14 protein-coding genes are annotated in these 15,080 nt (G+C 57.3%); all 14 read left to right on the top strand.

What is annotated here, in order from left to right; all coding sequences use genetic code 11:
- Nucleotides 1-36: 36 nt before the first annotated feature.
- The 14 genes from minD to murB all read left to right on the top strand — a co-directional run bounded on the left by minD (nt 37) and on the right by murB (nt 15,078).
- Nucleotides 37-882: a septum site-determining protein MinD gene (gene minD, locus N675_RS12315; protein WP_038040318.1), complete on the top strand. Its 846-nt coding sequence runs from the start codon at nt 37-39 to the stop codon at nt 880-882.
- A 23-nt stretch (nt 883-905) separates the two neighbouring features.
- Nucleotides 906-1,178: a cell division topological specificity factor MinE gene (gene minE, locus N675_RS12310; protein ID WP_038040316.1), complete on the top strand. Its 273-nt coding sequence runs from the start codon at nt 906-908 to the stop codon at nt 1,176-1,178.
- Complete coding sequence (gene mce, locus N675_RS12305; RefSeq protein WP_051914722.1) at nt 1,175-1,633, top strand: methylmalonyl-CoA epimerase; 459 nt, start codon at nt 1,175-1,177, stop codon at nt 1,631-1,633. Before minE ends, mce begins: the two co-directional genes overlap by 4 nt.
- A gap of 21 nt (nt 1,634-1,654) precedes the next feature.
- Nucleotides 1,655-3,232 (top strand): acyl-CoA mutase large subunit family protein, encoded by a 1,578-nt coding sequence (locus N675_RS12300; protein WP_038040313.1) that lies wholly within the window; start codon nt 1,655-1,657, stop codon nt 3,230-3,232.
- A gap of 565 nt (nt 3,233-3,797) precedes the next feature.
- Nucleotides 3,798-4,226, top strand: a complete 429-nt coding sequence (gene mraZ, locus N675_RS12295; protein WP_038040311.1) for a division/cell wall cluster transcriptional repressor MraZ — start codon at nt 3,798-3,800, stop codon at nt 4,224-4,226.
- Nucleotides 4,227-4,317: 91 nt separating this feature from the next.
- Nucleotides 4,318-5,247: a 16S rRNA (cytosine(1402)-N(4))-methyltransferase RsmH gene (gene rsmH, locus N675_RS12290; protein ID WP_038040837.1), complete on the top strand. Its 930-nt coding sequence runs from the start codon at nt 4,318-4,320 to the stop codon at nt 5,245-5,247.
- A gap of 38 nt (nt 5,248-5,285) precedes the next feature.
- Nucleotides 5,286-5,735, top strand: a complete 450-nt coding sequence (locus N675_RS12285) for an FtsB/FtsL family cell division protein (protein ID WP_197066303.1) — start codon at nt 5,286-5,288, stop codon at nt 5,733-5,735.
- Nucleotides 5,736-5,749: 14 nt separating this feature from the next.
- Nucleotides 5,750-7,459 (top strand): peptidoglycan D,D-transpeptidase FtsI family protein, encoded by a 1,710-nt coding sequence (locus tag N675_RS12280; RefSeq protein ID WP_231578037.1) that lies wholly within the window; start codon nt 5,750-5,752, stop codon nt 7,457-7,459.
- A 48-nt stretch (nt 7,460-7,507) separates the two neighbouring features.
- On the top strand, nt 7,508-8,908 hold the full coding sequence (locus tag N675_RS12275) for a UDP-N-acetylmuramoyl-tripeptide--D-alanyl-D-alanine ligase (protein ID WP_038040306.1): 1,401 nt from the start codon (nt 7,508-7,510) through the stop codon (nt 8,906-8,908).
- Nucleotides 8,905-9,945, top strand: coding sequence for a phospho-N-acetylmuramoyl-pentapeptide-transferase (gene mraY / locus N675_RS12270; protein ID WP_081887098.1), 1,041 nt, complete (start codon nt 8,905-8,907; stop codon nt 9,943-9,945). Before N675_RS12275 ends, mraY begins: the two co-directional genes overlap by 4 nt.
- 19 nt (nt 9,946-9,964) lie before the next feature.
- The gene (murD, locus tag N675_RS12265; RefSeq protein ID WP_038040304.1) at nt 9,965-11,395 is read left to right on the top strand and encodes a UDP-N-acetylmuramoyl-L-alanine--D-glutamate ligase; all 1,431 of its coding nucleotides are present in this window, start codon (nt 9,965-9,967) and stop codon (nt 11,393-11,395) included.
- Nucleotides 11,392-12,765: a putative lipid II flippase FtsW gene (ftsW, locus tag N675_RS12260; RefSeq protein WP_051914721.1), complete on the top strand. Its 1,374-nt coding sequence runs from the start codon at nt 11,392-11,394 to the stop codon at nt 12,763-12,765. Before murD ends, ftsW begins: the two co-directional genes overlap by 4 nt.
- A complete protein-coding gene (murC, locus tag N675_RS12255; RefSeq protein ID WP_051914720.1) occupies nt 12,740-14,134 on the top strand; it encodes a UDP-N-acetylmuramate--L-alanine ligase in 1,395 nt (464 codons plus the stop codon). The genes ftsW and murC overlap by 26 nt, the downstream gene beginning before the upstream one ends.
- Nucleotides 14,131-15,078, top strand: a complete 948-nt coding sequence (gene murB, locus N675_RS12250; RefSeq protein WP_038040301.1) for a UDP-N-acetylmuramate dehydrogenase — start codon at nt 14,131-14,133, stop codon at nt 15,076-15,078. Before murC ends, murB begins: the two co-directional genes overlap by 4 nt.
- Nucleotides 15,079-15,080: the final 2 nt, after the last annotated feature.

Raw genomic sequence — 15,080 nt, 5'->3', positions numbered from 1 at the left:
CGTCTGGTTGCGCGGCGGCAGCGAAAGGAGGGGGCTGTGGAGACAGAAGAAGCACGAGACGTCCAGGGGCGAGTCATTACCATCACTTCTGGCAAAGGCGGTGTTGGGAAGACAACCACGACGGCCAATCTCGGGGCAGCCCTTGCTGCCCGCGGACGTTCCGTTGTCCTCGTTGATGCCGATATTGGCCTCCGCAATCTCGATATTGTCTTGGGGCTTGAAAACCGCATCGTCTATGACATTGTTGACATTGTTGAGGGACGGTGCCGGTTACGCCAAGCCCTCATTCGTGATAAGCGGCTGTCCAATCTCTATCTCATCCCGGCCGCGCAAACCCGTGATAAGGAAGCAGTATCCCCACAGCAAATGCGCGAGTTGTGCAGCGAACTGCGTCGCCAATTTGACTTCGTGCTCATCGACTCCCCTGCCGGCATCGAGCAAGGCTTCCGTAATGCCATTGCTGGAGCGGACGAAGTACTGATCGTCACAAATCCTGAGGTGTCATCGGTTCGTGACGCTGATCGCATCATTGGCCTGGTTGAGGCGGCGGAGTTGCCAGTACCACGACTGATTGTGAATCGGATCGATCCGACCTTGGTCCGCCGTGGTGACATGCTCTCGGTTGATGATGTAACTGACATTTTGTCTATTCCCTTGATCGGGCTTGTACCAGATGATGAGACGATCATTACCTCGACGAACCGGGGAGAGCCAGCAGCGCTTGATCCTCAGTCGCGAGCCGGCCAGGCGTTCCGCGATATCGCTGCGCGTTTGCTTGGCGAAGAAATCCCGCTGTTGCCGCCGACTGAACCAGATGGCGCATTTCGTCGCTTCTTGCGCGCACTCGGGCTCGGCGGCCGTTCGAAGCAGGTCGTACACTAAGCACACGATGAGGAGGCACGACAATGGGGTGGCTTGATAACCTCTTTGGGCGCCGCAGCCAACCGCAACGGAGTGCGCAGGTCGCCAAACAGCGGCTCGTCGAGGTGCTCGTCCAAGATCACGTGAAGCTCACGCCCGAGGTGATGGAAGCGATTCGTGCCGATATCTATCGGATTCTTTCACGGCACCTTGACATCGATGCAGAACGGCTCGAGGTACGCATTATGCGCACTGAAACCGGCGATCGCTTAGTTGCGAACGTCCCGGTACGCCGAGCTGGGGTCCCAAGGCGATGAGCCTGTTACAAACCCTTGCACTGCAGAATATCCATCACGTTGGGATTGTGGTTGCATCCCTTGAGCCTGCGATTGAGCGCTATCAGGCGCTTGGCTGCCCCCTCCTTGAGGTGACTAATGTGCATGACCAACGAGTCCGGGTTGCGTTGCTGGCGAGCGGTGCCCAGTACATTGAACTACTCACACCACTTGATGATGACAGTGGTGTCGCGCGGTTCCTCGCCAAACGTGGGGACGGACTCCATCATGTTGCCTACCAAGTGCGTGATCTTGCTTCTGTCTTACAGCATCTCGCTGCCCAAGGCTTTGAGTTAATTGACGCTGAGCCGCGGCAAGGCTTGCATGGCTGGCGTGTTGCGTTCGTGCATCCACGCTCTTGTGCTGGTGTACTAACAGAACTCGTCGAAGTTGTCCAGCAGCCGCGTCACGTGACGCGCGCCCATCGACTCGCGTAAGGATCGAGGAGTACGGCAACAATGGTGGAAGCACGACTCGATCCCGTCTACACCGACGCTGGAATTGAGATCTTGCCGGTCTACCGTGACACAGGTCGCCCTGCAGAACCGGACCCCGGTACGTATCCCTATACCAGGGGAATCCACGCCACGATGTATCGTGGGAAGAAGTGGACAATCCGGCAGTATGCAGGCTACGCCTCAGCCGAAGAGACGAACCGCCGGTTTCGCCTCCTGCTTGCCCGTGGCCAAACTGGGCTCAGTGTCGCATTTGACCTTCCAACACAGCTTGGCTATGACTCGGATCATCCTCTCGCGAGACCGGAAGTTGGCCGCGTCGGTGTTGCAATCAGCACGCTCGATGACATGCGCCGGCTTTTCGATGGCATCCACCTTGGGCAGGTCACAACGTCAATGACGATCAATGCACCAGCAGCGATTTTGCTCCTGATGTATGAGCTTGTTGCCGAGGAACAGGGGGTCGATCCACGCACACTCCGTGGCACCATTCAAAACGACATCTTGAAGGAATATGCGGCTCGCGGGACCTATATCTTCCCACCTCGCCCTTCCATGCGCCTCGTTACCGATACGTTCGCTTATTGCCGTGAGCACCTTCCAAACTGGAACATGATCAGTATTAGTGGCTACCACATTCGTGAGGCTGGTGCCACAGCAGTACAGGAGATCGCGTTTACTCTGGCCAACGCGATCGCTTACGTCCAAGCTGCAATTGATGCTGGTCTCGCTGTTGATGAGTTTGCTCCACGCTTAAGTTTCTTCTTCGGTGCCCACAATAATTTCTTTGAGGAAATCGCGAAGTTTCGGGCAGCGCGCCGGATGTGGGCGAAGATCATGCGCGAGCGTTTTGGTGCCCAAAATCCGCGTTCACTGATGCTGCGCTTCCACACCCAGACCTGTGGTTGTACATTGACGGCGCAGCAGCCATTGAACAACATTGTCCGCGTTGCCTATCAGGCATTAAGCGCCGTGCTCGGTGGTACCCAGAGTCTGCATACCAATGCGTATGATGAGGCCCTTGGTCTGCCGACCGAAGAATCGGCGACCATTGCCTTGCGTACTCAGCAAATTCTGGCCGAAGAGACTGGGGTTGCTGATACAGCTGATCCTCTTGGGGGATCGTATTTTGTCGAAGCACTCACTGATGAAATCGAGCGTCGGGCGTGGTCGCTTCTTGAAGAGATCGAGGAACTTGGTGGTGCCGTCACTGCGATCGAACAGGGCTGGATGCAGGAGCAGATCGCCGAGAGCGCATATGCTTGGGAACGCGCTGTTGAGCGTGGTGACCGGGTGATCGTCGGCGTCAACAAGTATCAGGACGACCTGCCGGTCACGGTTCCAGTGCACCGCATTGATGATGAAGCGGTCAACCGACAGATTGCTCGTGTCCAAGCGTATCGCGCGGCCCAGGATGCAGTCCGGGTGACTGCAGCACTCGATGCCGTTGAGCAAGCTGCACGCGGAACAGTGAATCTCTTGCCCGTCATGAAGGAAGCACTCCGTGCTGGTGCAACCCTTGGGCAAATTTGTGGGCGACTCCGTCAGGTCTGGGGCGAGTACCGTCCACGTTTTGCCTAAGTTGCCTGATGCCTTGTCACGTTGTTGGGCAAGGCGCCACGGCGTGAAGCCGGTGGCAGTGACGATTGCTTGCACGCAGTAGCATCTGTAGCGTACGCGCCGTACAACGCTTGCTCCCTGTCCTTGACAAATGACGCGCGGACGGTGCCGTTCCCGCGACATTCCTTCACTTTCTTTCCGCATTATCATGGCCGATGCACCAGTCTCCCGAAGGATCCGTCAGCGAAAGAAGCCGCGCCTTCCTTCTTCTGTTCGTTTCTCTACGCTGTGAAAGAAACCGCTACTCGCGTTGTTGGTGGACTGCAGCGACAATGCAGCGAAGCTGGGTAGTGCCCCAATTTTTATTGTACGGACAGTATGTATGGACACCCCGAGGCGCCCAGGGCTTGTCAGGAGGGGTGTACGTATGTATGCTTGTGGACAAGTGTGGGGAAAGGTGGGGATAAGTGGGAGCCACTGTGGAAATCTCGCCCCGGGTTGTGTGCCGTGTGGCACCCCGCAATAGTTGCCAACCCCGCAGTGTTGTTGCCCATGCCCATCATCCCTTCCAGAAGTGAGGGTGGGGATGTTCCTCGGTCGCTACACCCATGCTATTGATGACAAAGGGCGCCTGGCGATACCGGCCCGTTTCCGGGAAGACTTCGGGAGTGAAGGCGTACTCACCCGAGGAATTGATCGCTGTCTCACCCTCTACCCTCTTTCAACATGGAAGCCGTTGGCCGAGAAAGTTGCTGCCTTGCCGATCAGCGATCCGGATGCTCGCACATTCCGCCGTATGGTCTTCAGCGAAGCCAGCGTTGTGGAACTCGATCGCCAGGGACGAATCCTGCTTCCTCCCGAACTTCGCGCCTACGCTGGCCTTATTCGTGACGCCGTCATTGTTGGGGTGAACACCTATATTGAGATCTGGAGTCCTGAGGGATGGGCGGCGCAGGCGCTTACCATGGACAAAGAAGGAGCTGATATTGCCCAGCGACTTGCAAGCTTGATCTAAGACGGTGAGAGAAATGCCGCGTGCAGTCAAGCTGGATCGCCGACAAGGCACTGGGGTAGCGGCTGACCGGGAGTTGCTCGCCAACGAGCAAATGCCGGGGCATATTCCGGTGCTGCTGAACGAAGTGATCGAGTGGCTTGCCGTTCGCCCCGGAGGGCAGTATATCGATGCGACATTTGGCGGCGGTGGCCATACGCGTGCACTGCTGCAGGCGAGTGCTCCAGATGGGTGCGTGCTTGCCGTCGATGCTGATCCCGAAGCAGTTGAGCGTGCCCGCGCCTTAGCCGAGGAATACCCAGGCCGCCTTGTTGTAGGTCACAGCAACTTTGCGGATCTTGCTCAGCTTGCACCAGCTGCTGGCTTTGCCAAGGTCGACGGTGTGCTCTTTGACCTTGGCCTTTCCTCATTGCAACTGGCTGATCCTGAACGCGGGTTTTCCTTTCAGCAACCTGGGCCGCTTGATATGCGGTTCGACCCGACCCGCGGTGAACCGGCAGCTGCACTTGTAAACACGTTGCCCGAGGAGCGCCTTGCTGACATTCTCTGGCGCTATGGCGAAGAGCCGCGCGCCCGGGCCATTGCGAAGGCAATCGTACGAGTGCGGCGGCAACGTCCGCTGACAACAACGACAGAGCTTGCCGAGGTGGTCGCACGGGTTGTCGGGCGAGCTGGCCAGCGGATTCATCCGGCGACCCGCACCTTCCAAGCCTTACGCATTGCCGTCAATGGCGAGCTTGATGCGCTTGCCGGAGGGCTTGATGCAGCCATCTCGCTCTTGCGCCCTGGTGGACGCCTCGTTGTCATTGCCTTCCATTCCTTGGAGGACCGCATCGTAAAGCAGACGTTTCGGGCTGAGGCGCAGGGCTGTCGCTGCCCGCCTGGCACGCCGGTTTGCATCTGTGGTCATCGTCCGCGGCTCCGGATCTTGACTCCCCATCCCATTTTCCCCAGCGCTGCTGAAGTTGCGCGCAATCCGCGCAGTCGTAGTGCGCGACTCCGTGCTGCGGAGCGTCTCCCATGACGCTTTCTACCCGTTCCCGGCCGGTACGGACTCGTCCGTTGCGGACGCAACCTGCTGAGCCACAACCGGCGCGCCCAAGTGCTTCGCCTCGCAGCCGACGGCCGAGTACGGTTGCGATCGCTATCCTGGTTGCCCTTGCTCTGGCTGGGTTGAGCGTACTCTATCTTATCCAGACAAGCGAAGTGGTCTCGCTTGGGTATCAGCTTACCCGCCTGCAGAATCAGCACGATGCCGTCGAACTCGAAAATTCCCGATTGCGCTATCAGATCGCAACCTATCAAGCGCTTGACCGCATTGAGCGGATCGCACGGGATGAACTTGGCATGGCACCCGTGCGACACGTTGAATACCTCGATGTTACACGGCCAGCGCCGTTGCCACAGCCACCATCGCCATCGCTGCCAACTCCATCGTTTTGGCAGCGCGTGCTTGACGTGCTGATGGGAGTTGGGAGAGCAACACACGAGAGTGCGACAGGGGCAAGCTGATGCACAAGGAGCCGATGCTCTCACGCAATCGGATACTCGTGCTGTTCCTTTGCTTTACACTCTTCTGCAGCGCCGTTGCCTACCGCGTCTTTTCGTTCCAGGTTGTGCAAGGACAGATGCTAGCCCAGCGTGCCGAGGAGTTCCGCTATCGGGAGGATATTGTGCCAGCGCATCGCGGCGATATCCTCGATGCTCGTGGGCGTGTGCTTGCGACCGATGTCCCCGCTGATCGGGTGTCGGCGATTATTCGTGAGGTAAAAGACCCCAAGAAGACTGCAGAGCTCCTTGCCCCGCTCGTGGGCCGGAGTGCTGACGATCTCTATGCAGCGCTGACCCAGCCCGGGAAAGAGTGGGTGGTGTTGCAACGGCAACTCTCTCCCGAAACATCAGACAAAATCAAAGCATTGAATTTGCCGGGCATTGTCTTGGATCCTGAGCCGCATCGAGCATATCCCATGGGAGACTTCGCCTCACAGGTGCTTGGCTTTGTCAACTGGGAGTATCAGGGTGCATATGGGATTGAAGCCCAGTATGACAAAGTCGTTGGTGGTCAGCCGGGACAACTGATCGGCGAGCGTGATGCTGCGGGCAACGTCATTGCGCTTGGCCAAAGCGTTTGGAACCCGCCAAAAGATGGAGCCACCCTAGTGCTGACGATTGACAGCGCCGTTCAACGGCTCGCTGAGCGTGCTCTCGACGAGGCAATAGCGACGCAGCATGCGACTGGCGGAACGATTATCGTGCAAAATGCCAAGACCGGGGCTATTCTGGCAATTGCGAATCGACCATCGTTCAATCCCAATGCCTATGCGACGGTGAGTGATTCGGCTGTCTTTGCCAACCCAGCGGTTGCCAACGCCTATGAGCCTGGTTCGACCTTCAAGATCATTACGATGGCGCTCGGGTTAGATGCTGGAGTCGTGACACCGAATACTGTCTATGATGGTGGACGTTACCGGGAGTTACCAGACGGGACTCGGATCTACAACGCGTTGCAACTTGCCTACGGTCCCGAAACAATGACGCAAGTGCTCGAGCACTCGAGTAACGTCGGAGCCATGTATGTTGCTGATCGCCTCGGGCAAAAGGCGTTTTATGATGGCGTGCTTCGATTTGGCTTCGGCAAGCCTACAGGCATTGATCTCCCAGGAGAAAATGATGGCATCGTCAATCTGCCAGGCAGTCCTGGTTGGTCACTGACCACCTTCTATACCAATGCATTTGGACAAGGCATTGCAGTAACTCCATTGCAGCTTGTTACCGCGGTCTCAGCAGTGGCAAACGGCGGACTCTTAATGCGCCCGTATCTCGTGCAAGAGATTCGGGATGGCAATCGCACGACAGTCACGCAGCCTCAGGTCGTGCGCCGAGTGATTCAGGAGACAACTGCGAAGCAGTTAACCGCGATGCTCGTTGATGTCATGGATACCACGTATCACAACACCTTCGGTATCCCCGGATATGCTGTTGCTGCAAAGACTGGTACCGCACAGATTCCTTCACCAAGTGGCGGCTACGAATCTGGCCCAGCCTCGACTATTGCCTCAGTGATTGGCTTTGGGCCTGCTGAGGATCCGCAATTTACGGTTCTTGTCAAAATTGACCGACCACAGGAATCACCGTGGGGGGAACGAGCTGCGGGCCCAGCATTTCGCGAAGTCTTCCAGGGACTCTTCTTACTTTATGGTATCCCGCCAAGCCGTCCCCAGGAGTTGGCACAATGATGGTGGCCTTGATGATTACTGACTCGGTGGGGCAGTAAGGTGTGAGCTATGATCTCACTTCGTGATGTTCTTGAAGGCAGCAAAGGATCCATCCAGGGAACACGTTCTCTCGACCTCCTGATCAAGCATGTCCGCCATGATTCTCGCGATGTGCAACCTGGTGACCTCTTCGTCGCCATTGTTGGAGAACGACAAGATGGGCACAGCTTTATCCCTGATGCTCTGGCTCGCGGCGCAGTTGCTGTCATGGTCGATCAAGCACATGCTGCGCAGTATGAGGGGTTATCGGTGCCTGTTGTTGTTGTCGACGATACGCTCGCTGCGCTCCAGCGACTTGCAAGCTACTGGCGAGGCTTGTTCGATCTTCAGGTCGTTGGTATTACCGGGAGCGTTGGCAAGACGAGTACCAAGGAAGCCGTCGCGGCCGTTGCGAGCCAACGCTATCGCGTGGTGAAGTCACGAGGGAGTTATAACAACGAGATTGGTGTCCCGCTCACGCTCCTCGATATCACGCCAGATACCGAGGTGGCTGTTGTTGAGATTGGTGGCGCTTATCGAATGGGTGAAGTGCGCGAGATGTGCGCGCTTGCCCGGCCTACCATCGGCATCGTTACCAATGTCAGCCATTCGCACCTTGCACGCATGGGCTCGCTTGAGGCGATTGCGAAGAATAAAGCAGAACTTATTGAATCGCTCGGAGAGGATGGTGTTGCCATCCTCAATGGCGATGATTTTCGCGTGCGTGCGATGGCTGCTCGTTGCCGCGGCCGCGTTGTCCTTTATGGTCTCGCTCCCGACTGCACGATACGAGCGGAGAATGTAGAGAGTCACGGGTTACAAGGGATTTCGTTCGACCTCGTCATTGGCGATGTCCGCAATCATGTCCGCTTGCCGCTCCTTGGTCGCCATAGTGTGCACACTGCCCTCGCAGCAATTGCTGTTGGCTACGAACTTGGTATGACCCTCGATGAGATGCTGCCGGGATTCGCTGATCCGAATATCCAGGTTCGTCTGCTGACAGTGCCCGGCGTGAATGGTGCAACGTTACTCGACGATTCCTACAATGCCAGTCCAACGTCGTGTTTAGCTGCTTTGAGTTTGCTCTCAGAGGTGCCAGCGCAACGGCGCATTGCCGTGTTTGGCGATATGTTCGAGCTTGGGTCATATGAAGAAGAAGGGCACCGTCTTGTTGGGCGGCGCGCGGCACACGTCGTGGATCTGCTCTTTACACTCGGGACACGTGCCCGCCTGATTGCTGAAGCAGCGGTTGAGGCAGGACTTTCACCACTCGCGGTCTTTGCAACGGAAGATCGTCGGGAGTTAATCGACCAGTTACGAGAAATCCTGCGTCCTGGCGACTTTGTTCTTGTTAAAGGAGCGCATGGGATGCGGATGGGCGAAATCGTCGAAGCGCTGCGCGCGCAGCAGCAAACCGGGAGCGCCCAGTGAGCGACGGGCTTGCACTGCTCGAAAGTGTTGGCCATTTCGTTCGGAATCGCAGCGTTCTCCCACGTGATCCGGGGCAAAATCTTGCTCTCTCCCTTGCGCTCTCTGGCGTTGCCTTCTTGCTCACAGTCATCGTCGGCCATCCATATATTCAGTGGTTGCGCCGGCATGGCATCGGCAAAAAAATTCGTATCGAAGGTCCAGAAGGCCATCTGGTGAAGCTTGGCACGCCAACCATGGGTGGCTTTATGATCACTGTGCCGGTCATTGTGTTGACCGTGTTCTTCAACCTCCTTGGACGGCTGTCTATGCTGCTGCCCCTTGGGGTTCTCATTGGCACTGCAGTGCTTGGGGCGATTGATGATCGGCTCAGTCTTGTAGGCGCAACACGTATGGGACTCAGCGCCCGGTTCAAAATGATCTGGCTCTTACTCTTCTCCATCGTTGCTGCAGTAATCCTCTATGGCCCCTTAGGATTGCATAGCATTTACATTCCGTTCGTCGGCAAATTTGATATTGGCGCTGTCTATCTTCCAATTGCTGTTCTTGCTATCGCTGGGACAGCCAATGCGGTCAACTTAACCGATGGCCTTGACACACTTGCTGGTGGAACGGCTGCGGTTGCCTTCACAGCATACGGCATCATTGCGTTCCTGCAAGGGCAGATCCAAGTGGTCACGTTTTGCTTTACCATGGTTGGATCTGTGCTCGGCTTTCTGTGGTACAACGCACATCCAGCGCAAGTCTTTATGGGCGACACGGGATCGCTGGCACTTGGAGCCTCACTCGCTACTGCAGCATTGATGACCGGTCAGTGGCTGCTGCTTCCGATCATTGGCATCGTCTTTGTCGCTGAGGCGTTATCCGTTATGCTGCAAGTTGCCTATTTCAAGTTGACAAATGGGAAGCGGTTGTTTCGCATGACGCCACTCCATCATCACTTCGAGTTGCTTGGCTGGTCAGAGACCCAGATTACACTCCGCTTCTGGCTTGTTGGGATGATGGCCGGCTTGCTTGGCATGGCACTCGCGCTGGCGTGAGACTGGGACGGTGGCAGAAATGATGCCGCACCACCAACTTGATCTCCGCGGTAAACGTGTCCTGGTTATGGGGCTTGGGACACGGAGCGGTGGACTTGGCGTCACGCGGTGGCTCGTTGCCCAGGGTGCAATTGTTACTGTCACCGATTTGCGACCAGCCGAAGCATTGCGCGAGAGCCTTGCTGCGCTTGAGGGATTGCCAATTACGTTTGTGCTCGGCCAGCATCGAGAGCAGGACTTTACTCAAGCTGATATCGTGGTTCGCAACCCAGCAGTGCCACGTGAATCGCCTTGGCTTGCGCTTGCTCGGGCCGCCGGTGCACGCATTGAGATGGAAATGACGCTCTTCTTCCGAGCGTGTCCCGCGCCGATTATTGGCGTAACGGGGACGAAAGGAAAGACAACGACCGCAACGCTCTGTGCCGCAATGTTGCGTGCATGGCGCCCGGATACGGTGCTCGCAGGAAATCTTGGTCGCTCCGCTCTTGAAATGCTTCCAGCAATTCAGCCGGATACGCCTGTCGTGCTCGAGCTTTCAAGCTGGCAGCTCGAAGGGCTCGGTGAACATGGGATGAGTCCGCACATCGCCATCTTGACCTCGATCAGTGAGGATCATCTCGATCGCTATCCTTCAATGGCAGAGTACATCGAAGCCAAGCGGCACATCGCCCGGTTTCAAAAGCCAGACGATTGGTTCATCGTCAATGCTGATAATCCGATTGCCTGGAGTTGCCGCCATACGGGACGGGGCCAGCTCGTGCCGTTTGGTCGGGATCAGGGATGGCCAACCGCTGCGGTACTTATTGGTGAGGAGCTGTATTGGCGTCGGGACTCGGTCGGACAGCGTATCTGCCACCGTTCCGAGATTCCGCTGGCAGGTGAGCACATTGCCTGGAATGTGCTCGCCGCGGCTGCTGCGGCCTTGCTCCGTGGTGCGCCGATCGAAGCCGTGCGAGAAGGGTTGCGTCAGGTACAGCCAATTCCGCATCGACTTGAGCCAATCGCTGAACTAAACGGAGTCCTCTTCGTCAACGACAGCGCGGCGACTGCGCCAGCGGCAGTCCTGGCGGCGCTTCAAGCCTACCGCGAACGCGGTATTGTGCTCATTGCCGGAGGAGCGGCCAAGGGCGTTGATTTGACACCGCTTGCTGAGCAGCTTGCCGCCGCGTCTCATGTACGAGCCGTGGTGCTCCTTGCTGGCTCTGCTACCCCAGCGTTTGCTGAAGCGCTCCGCGCTGCTGGCGCTCCTGTTCTTGGGGTGACCTACAGCATGGAGGAAGCTGTGCATACTGCTGTCGCGCATGCGCAGCCGGGGGATGTTGTCCTGCTCTCGCCTGGTTGCGCAAGCTTTGGCCTATTTCGTGATGAATTTCATCGCGGTGAATCCTTCCGTCAGGTTGTCCAACAACTGTGCCAGCAAGCGTTCCATGCGAAGGAGGGGGCAGGATGAACCTACGCGGGTGGCTGCGTCAACAGCTTGCGCTGCCGCGAGATCGTCATCCCCTCTATGAGCCCGATATTTGGTTGCTCTGCACGCTTTTCGTCCTCGTGATGTTTGGGACCGTCATGGTCTTTAGCGCGAGTTTCCCGCAAAGTGTGCGTGAAACTGGCAACGGTTATAGCTATCTTTTCCGCCACCTTCTCTGGCTGGGCATCGGTAGCCTTGGATTTCTGGTCACGTCGTTGGTTGACTATCGACGCTGGCGCGGGCTTGCTCCGCTTGCGCTGATGGCTGTGCTGGTACTGCTTGCACTCGTGCTTGTACCTGGAGTTGGTGTGCGCCTGTGGGGGGCCCAACGATGGATCGGCGTCGGCCCATTTACGGTGCAACCAGCTGAACTCGCTAAGCTCGGCCTGGCGCTGTTCTTCGCTGCTTGGCTCTCAAAACGAGGAGAGCGTCTTCGGTCATTTCGTGAGGGCCTTGTGCCATTTGCACTTTTGCTCGGTCTCGTCGTTGGGTTAGTCATGCTACAGCCCGATCTTGGTAGTGCGACGGTGCTCGCCATTATTGCCCTCAGCATGTTTTTCCTGGCCGGGGCGTCGCTGTCTCAACTCGCTCTCATCGGGGGCGCTGGGGCAGTTGGATTCGTTGCGCTGGCGCTTGGTGCATCCTACCGTCGCGATCGCCTACTGGTCTTTCTCAGCCCGGATCAGGACCTGTTCAATCCGCAAAGTAAGCTCTTGAACATTGGCTGGCAGCTTGCTCAGGCTCGACTTGCGTTCGCGAGCGGGGGACCGTTTGGTGATGGCCTTGGTGCAAGTCGGCAGAAGTTTCTGTGGCTTCCTGCCGCGGCCAACGATGCAATCTATGCCGTCATCGGTGAAGAACTCGGCATGGTCGGCTGCGCTTTCGTGCTCGTCTTGTTTCTCGTCCTCGCCTGGCGTGGGTATCGCGCTGCGCGATGGGCACCGGACCAGTTTGGCTCGCTGCTTGCAGCTGGCATTACGACATGGATGGTTGCCCAGGCGTTAATCAATATCGGAGGGATTACGTCGACCATTCCGTTCACCGGTATTCCTTTGCCATTTATTAGCTATGGTGGTTCGGCGTTAGCCGTCTCCCTCACTGCAATGGGGATCGTGGTGAATATCTCGCGTGGTCTTGTCCCGCGCCGGGTCCTCACGAAATCGCGGCACTCAACCTCCCAGATGCAAGCTGCCTCGGCTCCAGGGAGGCATCCGTCAGTGCTCCGTCCGAGCTTGCGAGCACGCGAGGGGGCTGGGGCATCACTTGGGTATCACGCGGTCGGGCGTTCCTTTGGCCGAGCGCGCCGTACAGGTGAAAGGCAGAGCAATGGACGGCCGGTCAGCCGCTGGTGATTGGCGTACGCTTACGCCGCCAGCGCATGTGCATCTTGTCGGAATCGGCGGAGCAGGGATGAGCGGCCTTGCTCGCATGCTCCGTGCCCTTGGCTATACCGTCACAGGATGTGATCGTGCCGCTTCACCAGAGCTCGACCGTCTGCAGGCTGAAGGGATTCAAGTCGAACTCGGGCATCATCCTGCGCATGTTCACAATGCCGCGTTCCTCGTCCTCAGTGCCGCAGTTTCGACAAGTGAGCCAGAAATTGGCGCAGCCATACAGCGGCGTCTCCCTGTTGTAAAACGCGCTGCTGTTCTTGGGTGGCTCAGTGAGCACCGCCAATGCATTGCGGTTGCTGGAGCCCATGGCAAGTCAACAACCAGCGGTATGATTGCCTGGATTCTTACTCAAGCTGGGTATCACCCGTCGTTTGCCGTTGGTGCTGAATTGCGCGACCTTGGAGTAAACGCTCGTATCGATACGGGTGAGGCGTTCGTCGTTGAAGCGGATGAGTATGACTACAGTTTTTTATTATTGCGCCCGTCAATCGCTGTGGTGTTGAATATCGAACACGATCATCCCGATCTCTTTCCGACGCCGGCTCATGTCGAGCGGGCATTTCAACGCTTCCTTGAGGCGGTGCCTCCAGGCGGTACAGCCGTCGTCGCTGCAGATGATCCTGCAGTGCAGCGTGTGCTCACGTGGCTAGCACCGCACCAACTCCAGATCATCACATTTGGAGCAAATCCAAAGGCAGATTGGTGGGTTGAACCGGGAGATCCGCCACAACTTCATGGTCCCCACAATCAACATTGGCCACTGCATTTGTCAATTCCTGGATGGCACAATCGGCTTAATGCAGCAGCCGCGGTTGCTGCGGCGCACGCTGCCGGTGTCCCTGTGTCGCAAAGCCTTCGCGCCCTTGCAGCCTTTCATGGAGTAAGCCGGCGGTTTGAACAATGGGGTGAAGTAAGAGGCATCAAGATTTTCGTCGACTATGCTCATCATCCTAGTGAAATTGCCGCCACAATTGCAGCAGCCCGCGAGCGCTTTCCTGGCTGCCGCCTTTGGGTACTCTTCCAGCCGCACACCTACAGCCGTACACGTGCGTTCCTCGACCGATTTGCTGAGGTGCTCGAATTGGCGGATGGTGTTGTCCTTGTGCCGATTTATGCTGCTCGGGAAGCTGATCCCGGTATCGTTCAAAGTGCGGATATTGGGGCGCGAATCCAGGGCGTTCCCGTGGTCGTTGCCGATGCCCTTGATGACGCGGTCCAGCGCCTTGTTTCACAACTGCACGGCGATGAGGTCATCTTGATTCTTGGCGCGGGTGATGTCTGGCGAGCAGCGCCGACCCTAATCCAAGCATTGGAAGGGCACGCATGAATGAGCGTACCGTTACCATCCAGAGTCCAACTGGCATCTTGCCGGTGAAGCGCAACGAGCCACTCTCGCGGTACACAACCTTCCGGATCGGTGGGCCAGCTGATTTCCTTGTTCGTGCTGCAACACGTGATGACGTGCTTGCTGCCCTTGCATGGGCTGACCAGCACCAGCTGCCCGTTACTGTCATTGGGGGTGGGAGCAACCTTCTCGTCGGTGATCGTGGGATTCGTGGACTCGTTGTCGTTGTGCGAGCACCAAGTACACAACTGGATGACCAGTTCCGCATTGAGCCAGATGGACAGGATCATGCGTTGGTAACTGTGCCTGCACAGGCTCCGATTTCTTGGCTAGGGCATGCGACGAGTGCCCAGGGGCTCGCTGGCTTAGAGTGGACGGCTGGGCTGCCAGGTGTTGTTGGTGGTGCGGTCGTCAACAACGCTGGTGCTCATGGCGGGGAGATGGCTGATTATCTTGTCTCGCTCACCCTCCTCGACACCGAGACGTTTGACCTTGTCCAGTGGACACAAGCAATGCTCGAACCCCGCTATCGTATGACCACTCTTAAAGCAGCACCGCGTCCTCGCCGATGGGTTGTGCTCGAAGTGACCTTTCGCTTGCCGTATGGGGATCGAGCGGAACTCCAGAGCCGGGTGGCTGAGCTTACTCGATGGCGACGGGTGCACCAGCCGACGGGGGCCTGTGCTGGCTCAGTCTTTACCAATCCTCCGGGAACCTACGCAGGGTATCTCATTGAGCAGGCTGGCTTGAAAGGGCTGCAAATCGGCGGGGTGAAAGTGTCAGAGCGGCATGCAAACTTCTTCATCAATACGGGCACAGCAACCGCTGCTGATGTACGGGCGTTAATTGCAATGATTCAAGAGGTTGTTCAACAGCGGTTTGGCATTGTCCTTGTGCCCGAAATTGAGCAGATTGGCGAGGAATGAGT

Source organism: Thermorudis peleae, assembly GCF_000744775.1.
GTDB classification, from domain to species: Bacteria; Chloroflexota; Chloroflexia; order Thermomicrobiales; family Thermomicrobiaceae; genus Thermorudis; species Thermorudis peleae.
Note: the sequence above shows the minus strand (reverse complement) of the source record. Positions and strands in the feature narration are given on the sequence as shown.

Bases quoted from the DNA above. Each gene is read 5' to 3' on its own strand.
- minE (WP_038040316.1), top strand. From the start codon at position 906: ATGGGGTGGCTTGATAACCTCTTTGGGCGCCGCAGCCAACCGCAACGG.
- mce (WP_051914722.1), top strand. From the start codon at position 1,175: ATGAGCCTGTTACAAACCCTTGCACTGCAGAATATCCATCACGTTGGG.
- N675_RS12300 (WP_038040313.1), top strand. From the start codon at position 1,655: ATGGTGGAAGCACGACTCGATCCCGTCTACACCGACGCTGGAATTGAG.
- mraZ (WP_038040311.1), top strand. From the start codon at position 3,798: ATGTTCCTCGGTCGCTACACCCATGCTATTGATGACAAAGGGCGCCTG.
- rsmH (WP_038040837.1), top strand. From the start codon at position 4,318: ATGCCGGGGCATATTCCGGTGCTGCTGAACGAAGTGATCGAGTGGCTT.
- N675_RS12280 (WP_231578037.1), top strand. From the start codon at position 5,750: ATGCTCTCACGCAATCGGATACTCGTGCTGTTCCTTTGCTTTACACTC.
- N675_RS12275 (WP_038040306.1), top strand. From the start codon at position 7,508: ATGATCTCACTTCGTGATGTTCTTGAAGGCAGCAAAGGATCCATCCAG.
- murD (WP_038040304.1), top strand. From the start codon at position 9,965: ATGATGCCGCACCACCAACTTGATCTCCGCGGTAAACGTGTCCTGGTT.
- ftsW (WP_051914721.1), top strand. From the start codon at position 11,392: ATGAACCTACGCGGGTGGCTGCGTCAACAGCTTGCGCTGCCGCGAGAT.
- murC (WP_051914720.1), top strand. From the start codon at position 12,740: ATGGACGGCCGGTCAGCCGCTGGTGATTGGCGTACGCTTACGCCGCCA.
- murB (WP_038040301.1), top strand. From the start codon at position 14,131: ATGAATGAGCGTACCGTTACCATCCAGAGTCCAACTGGCATCTTGCCG.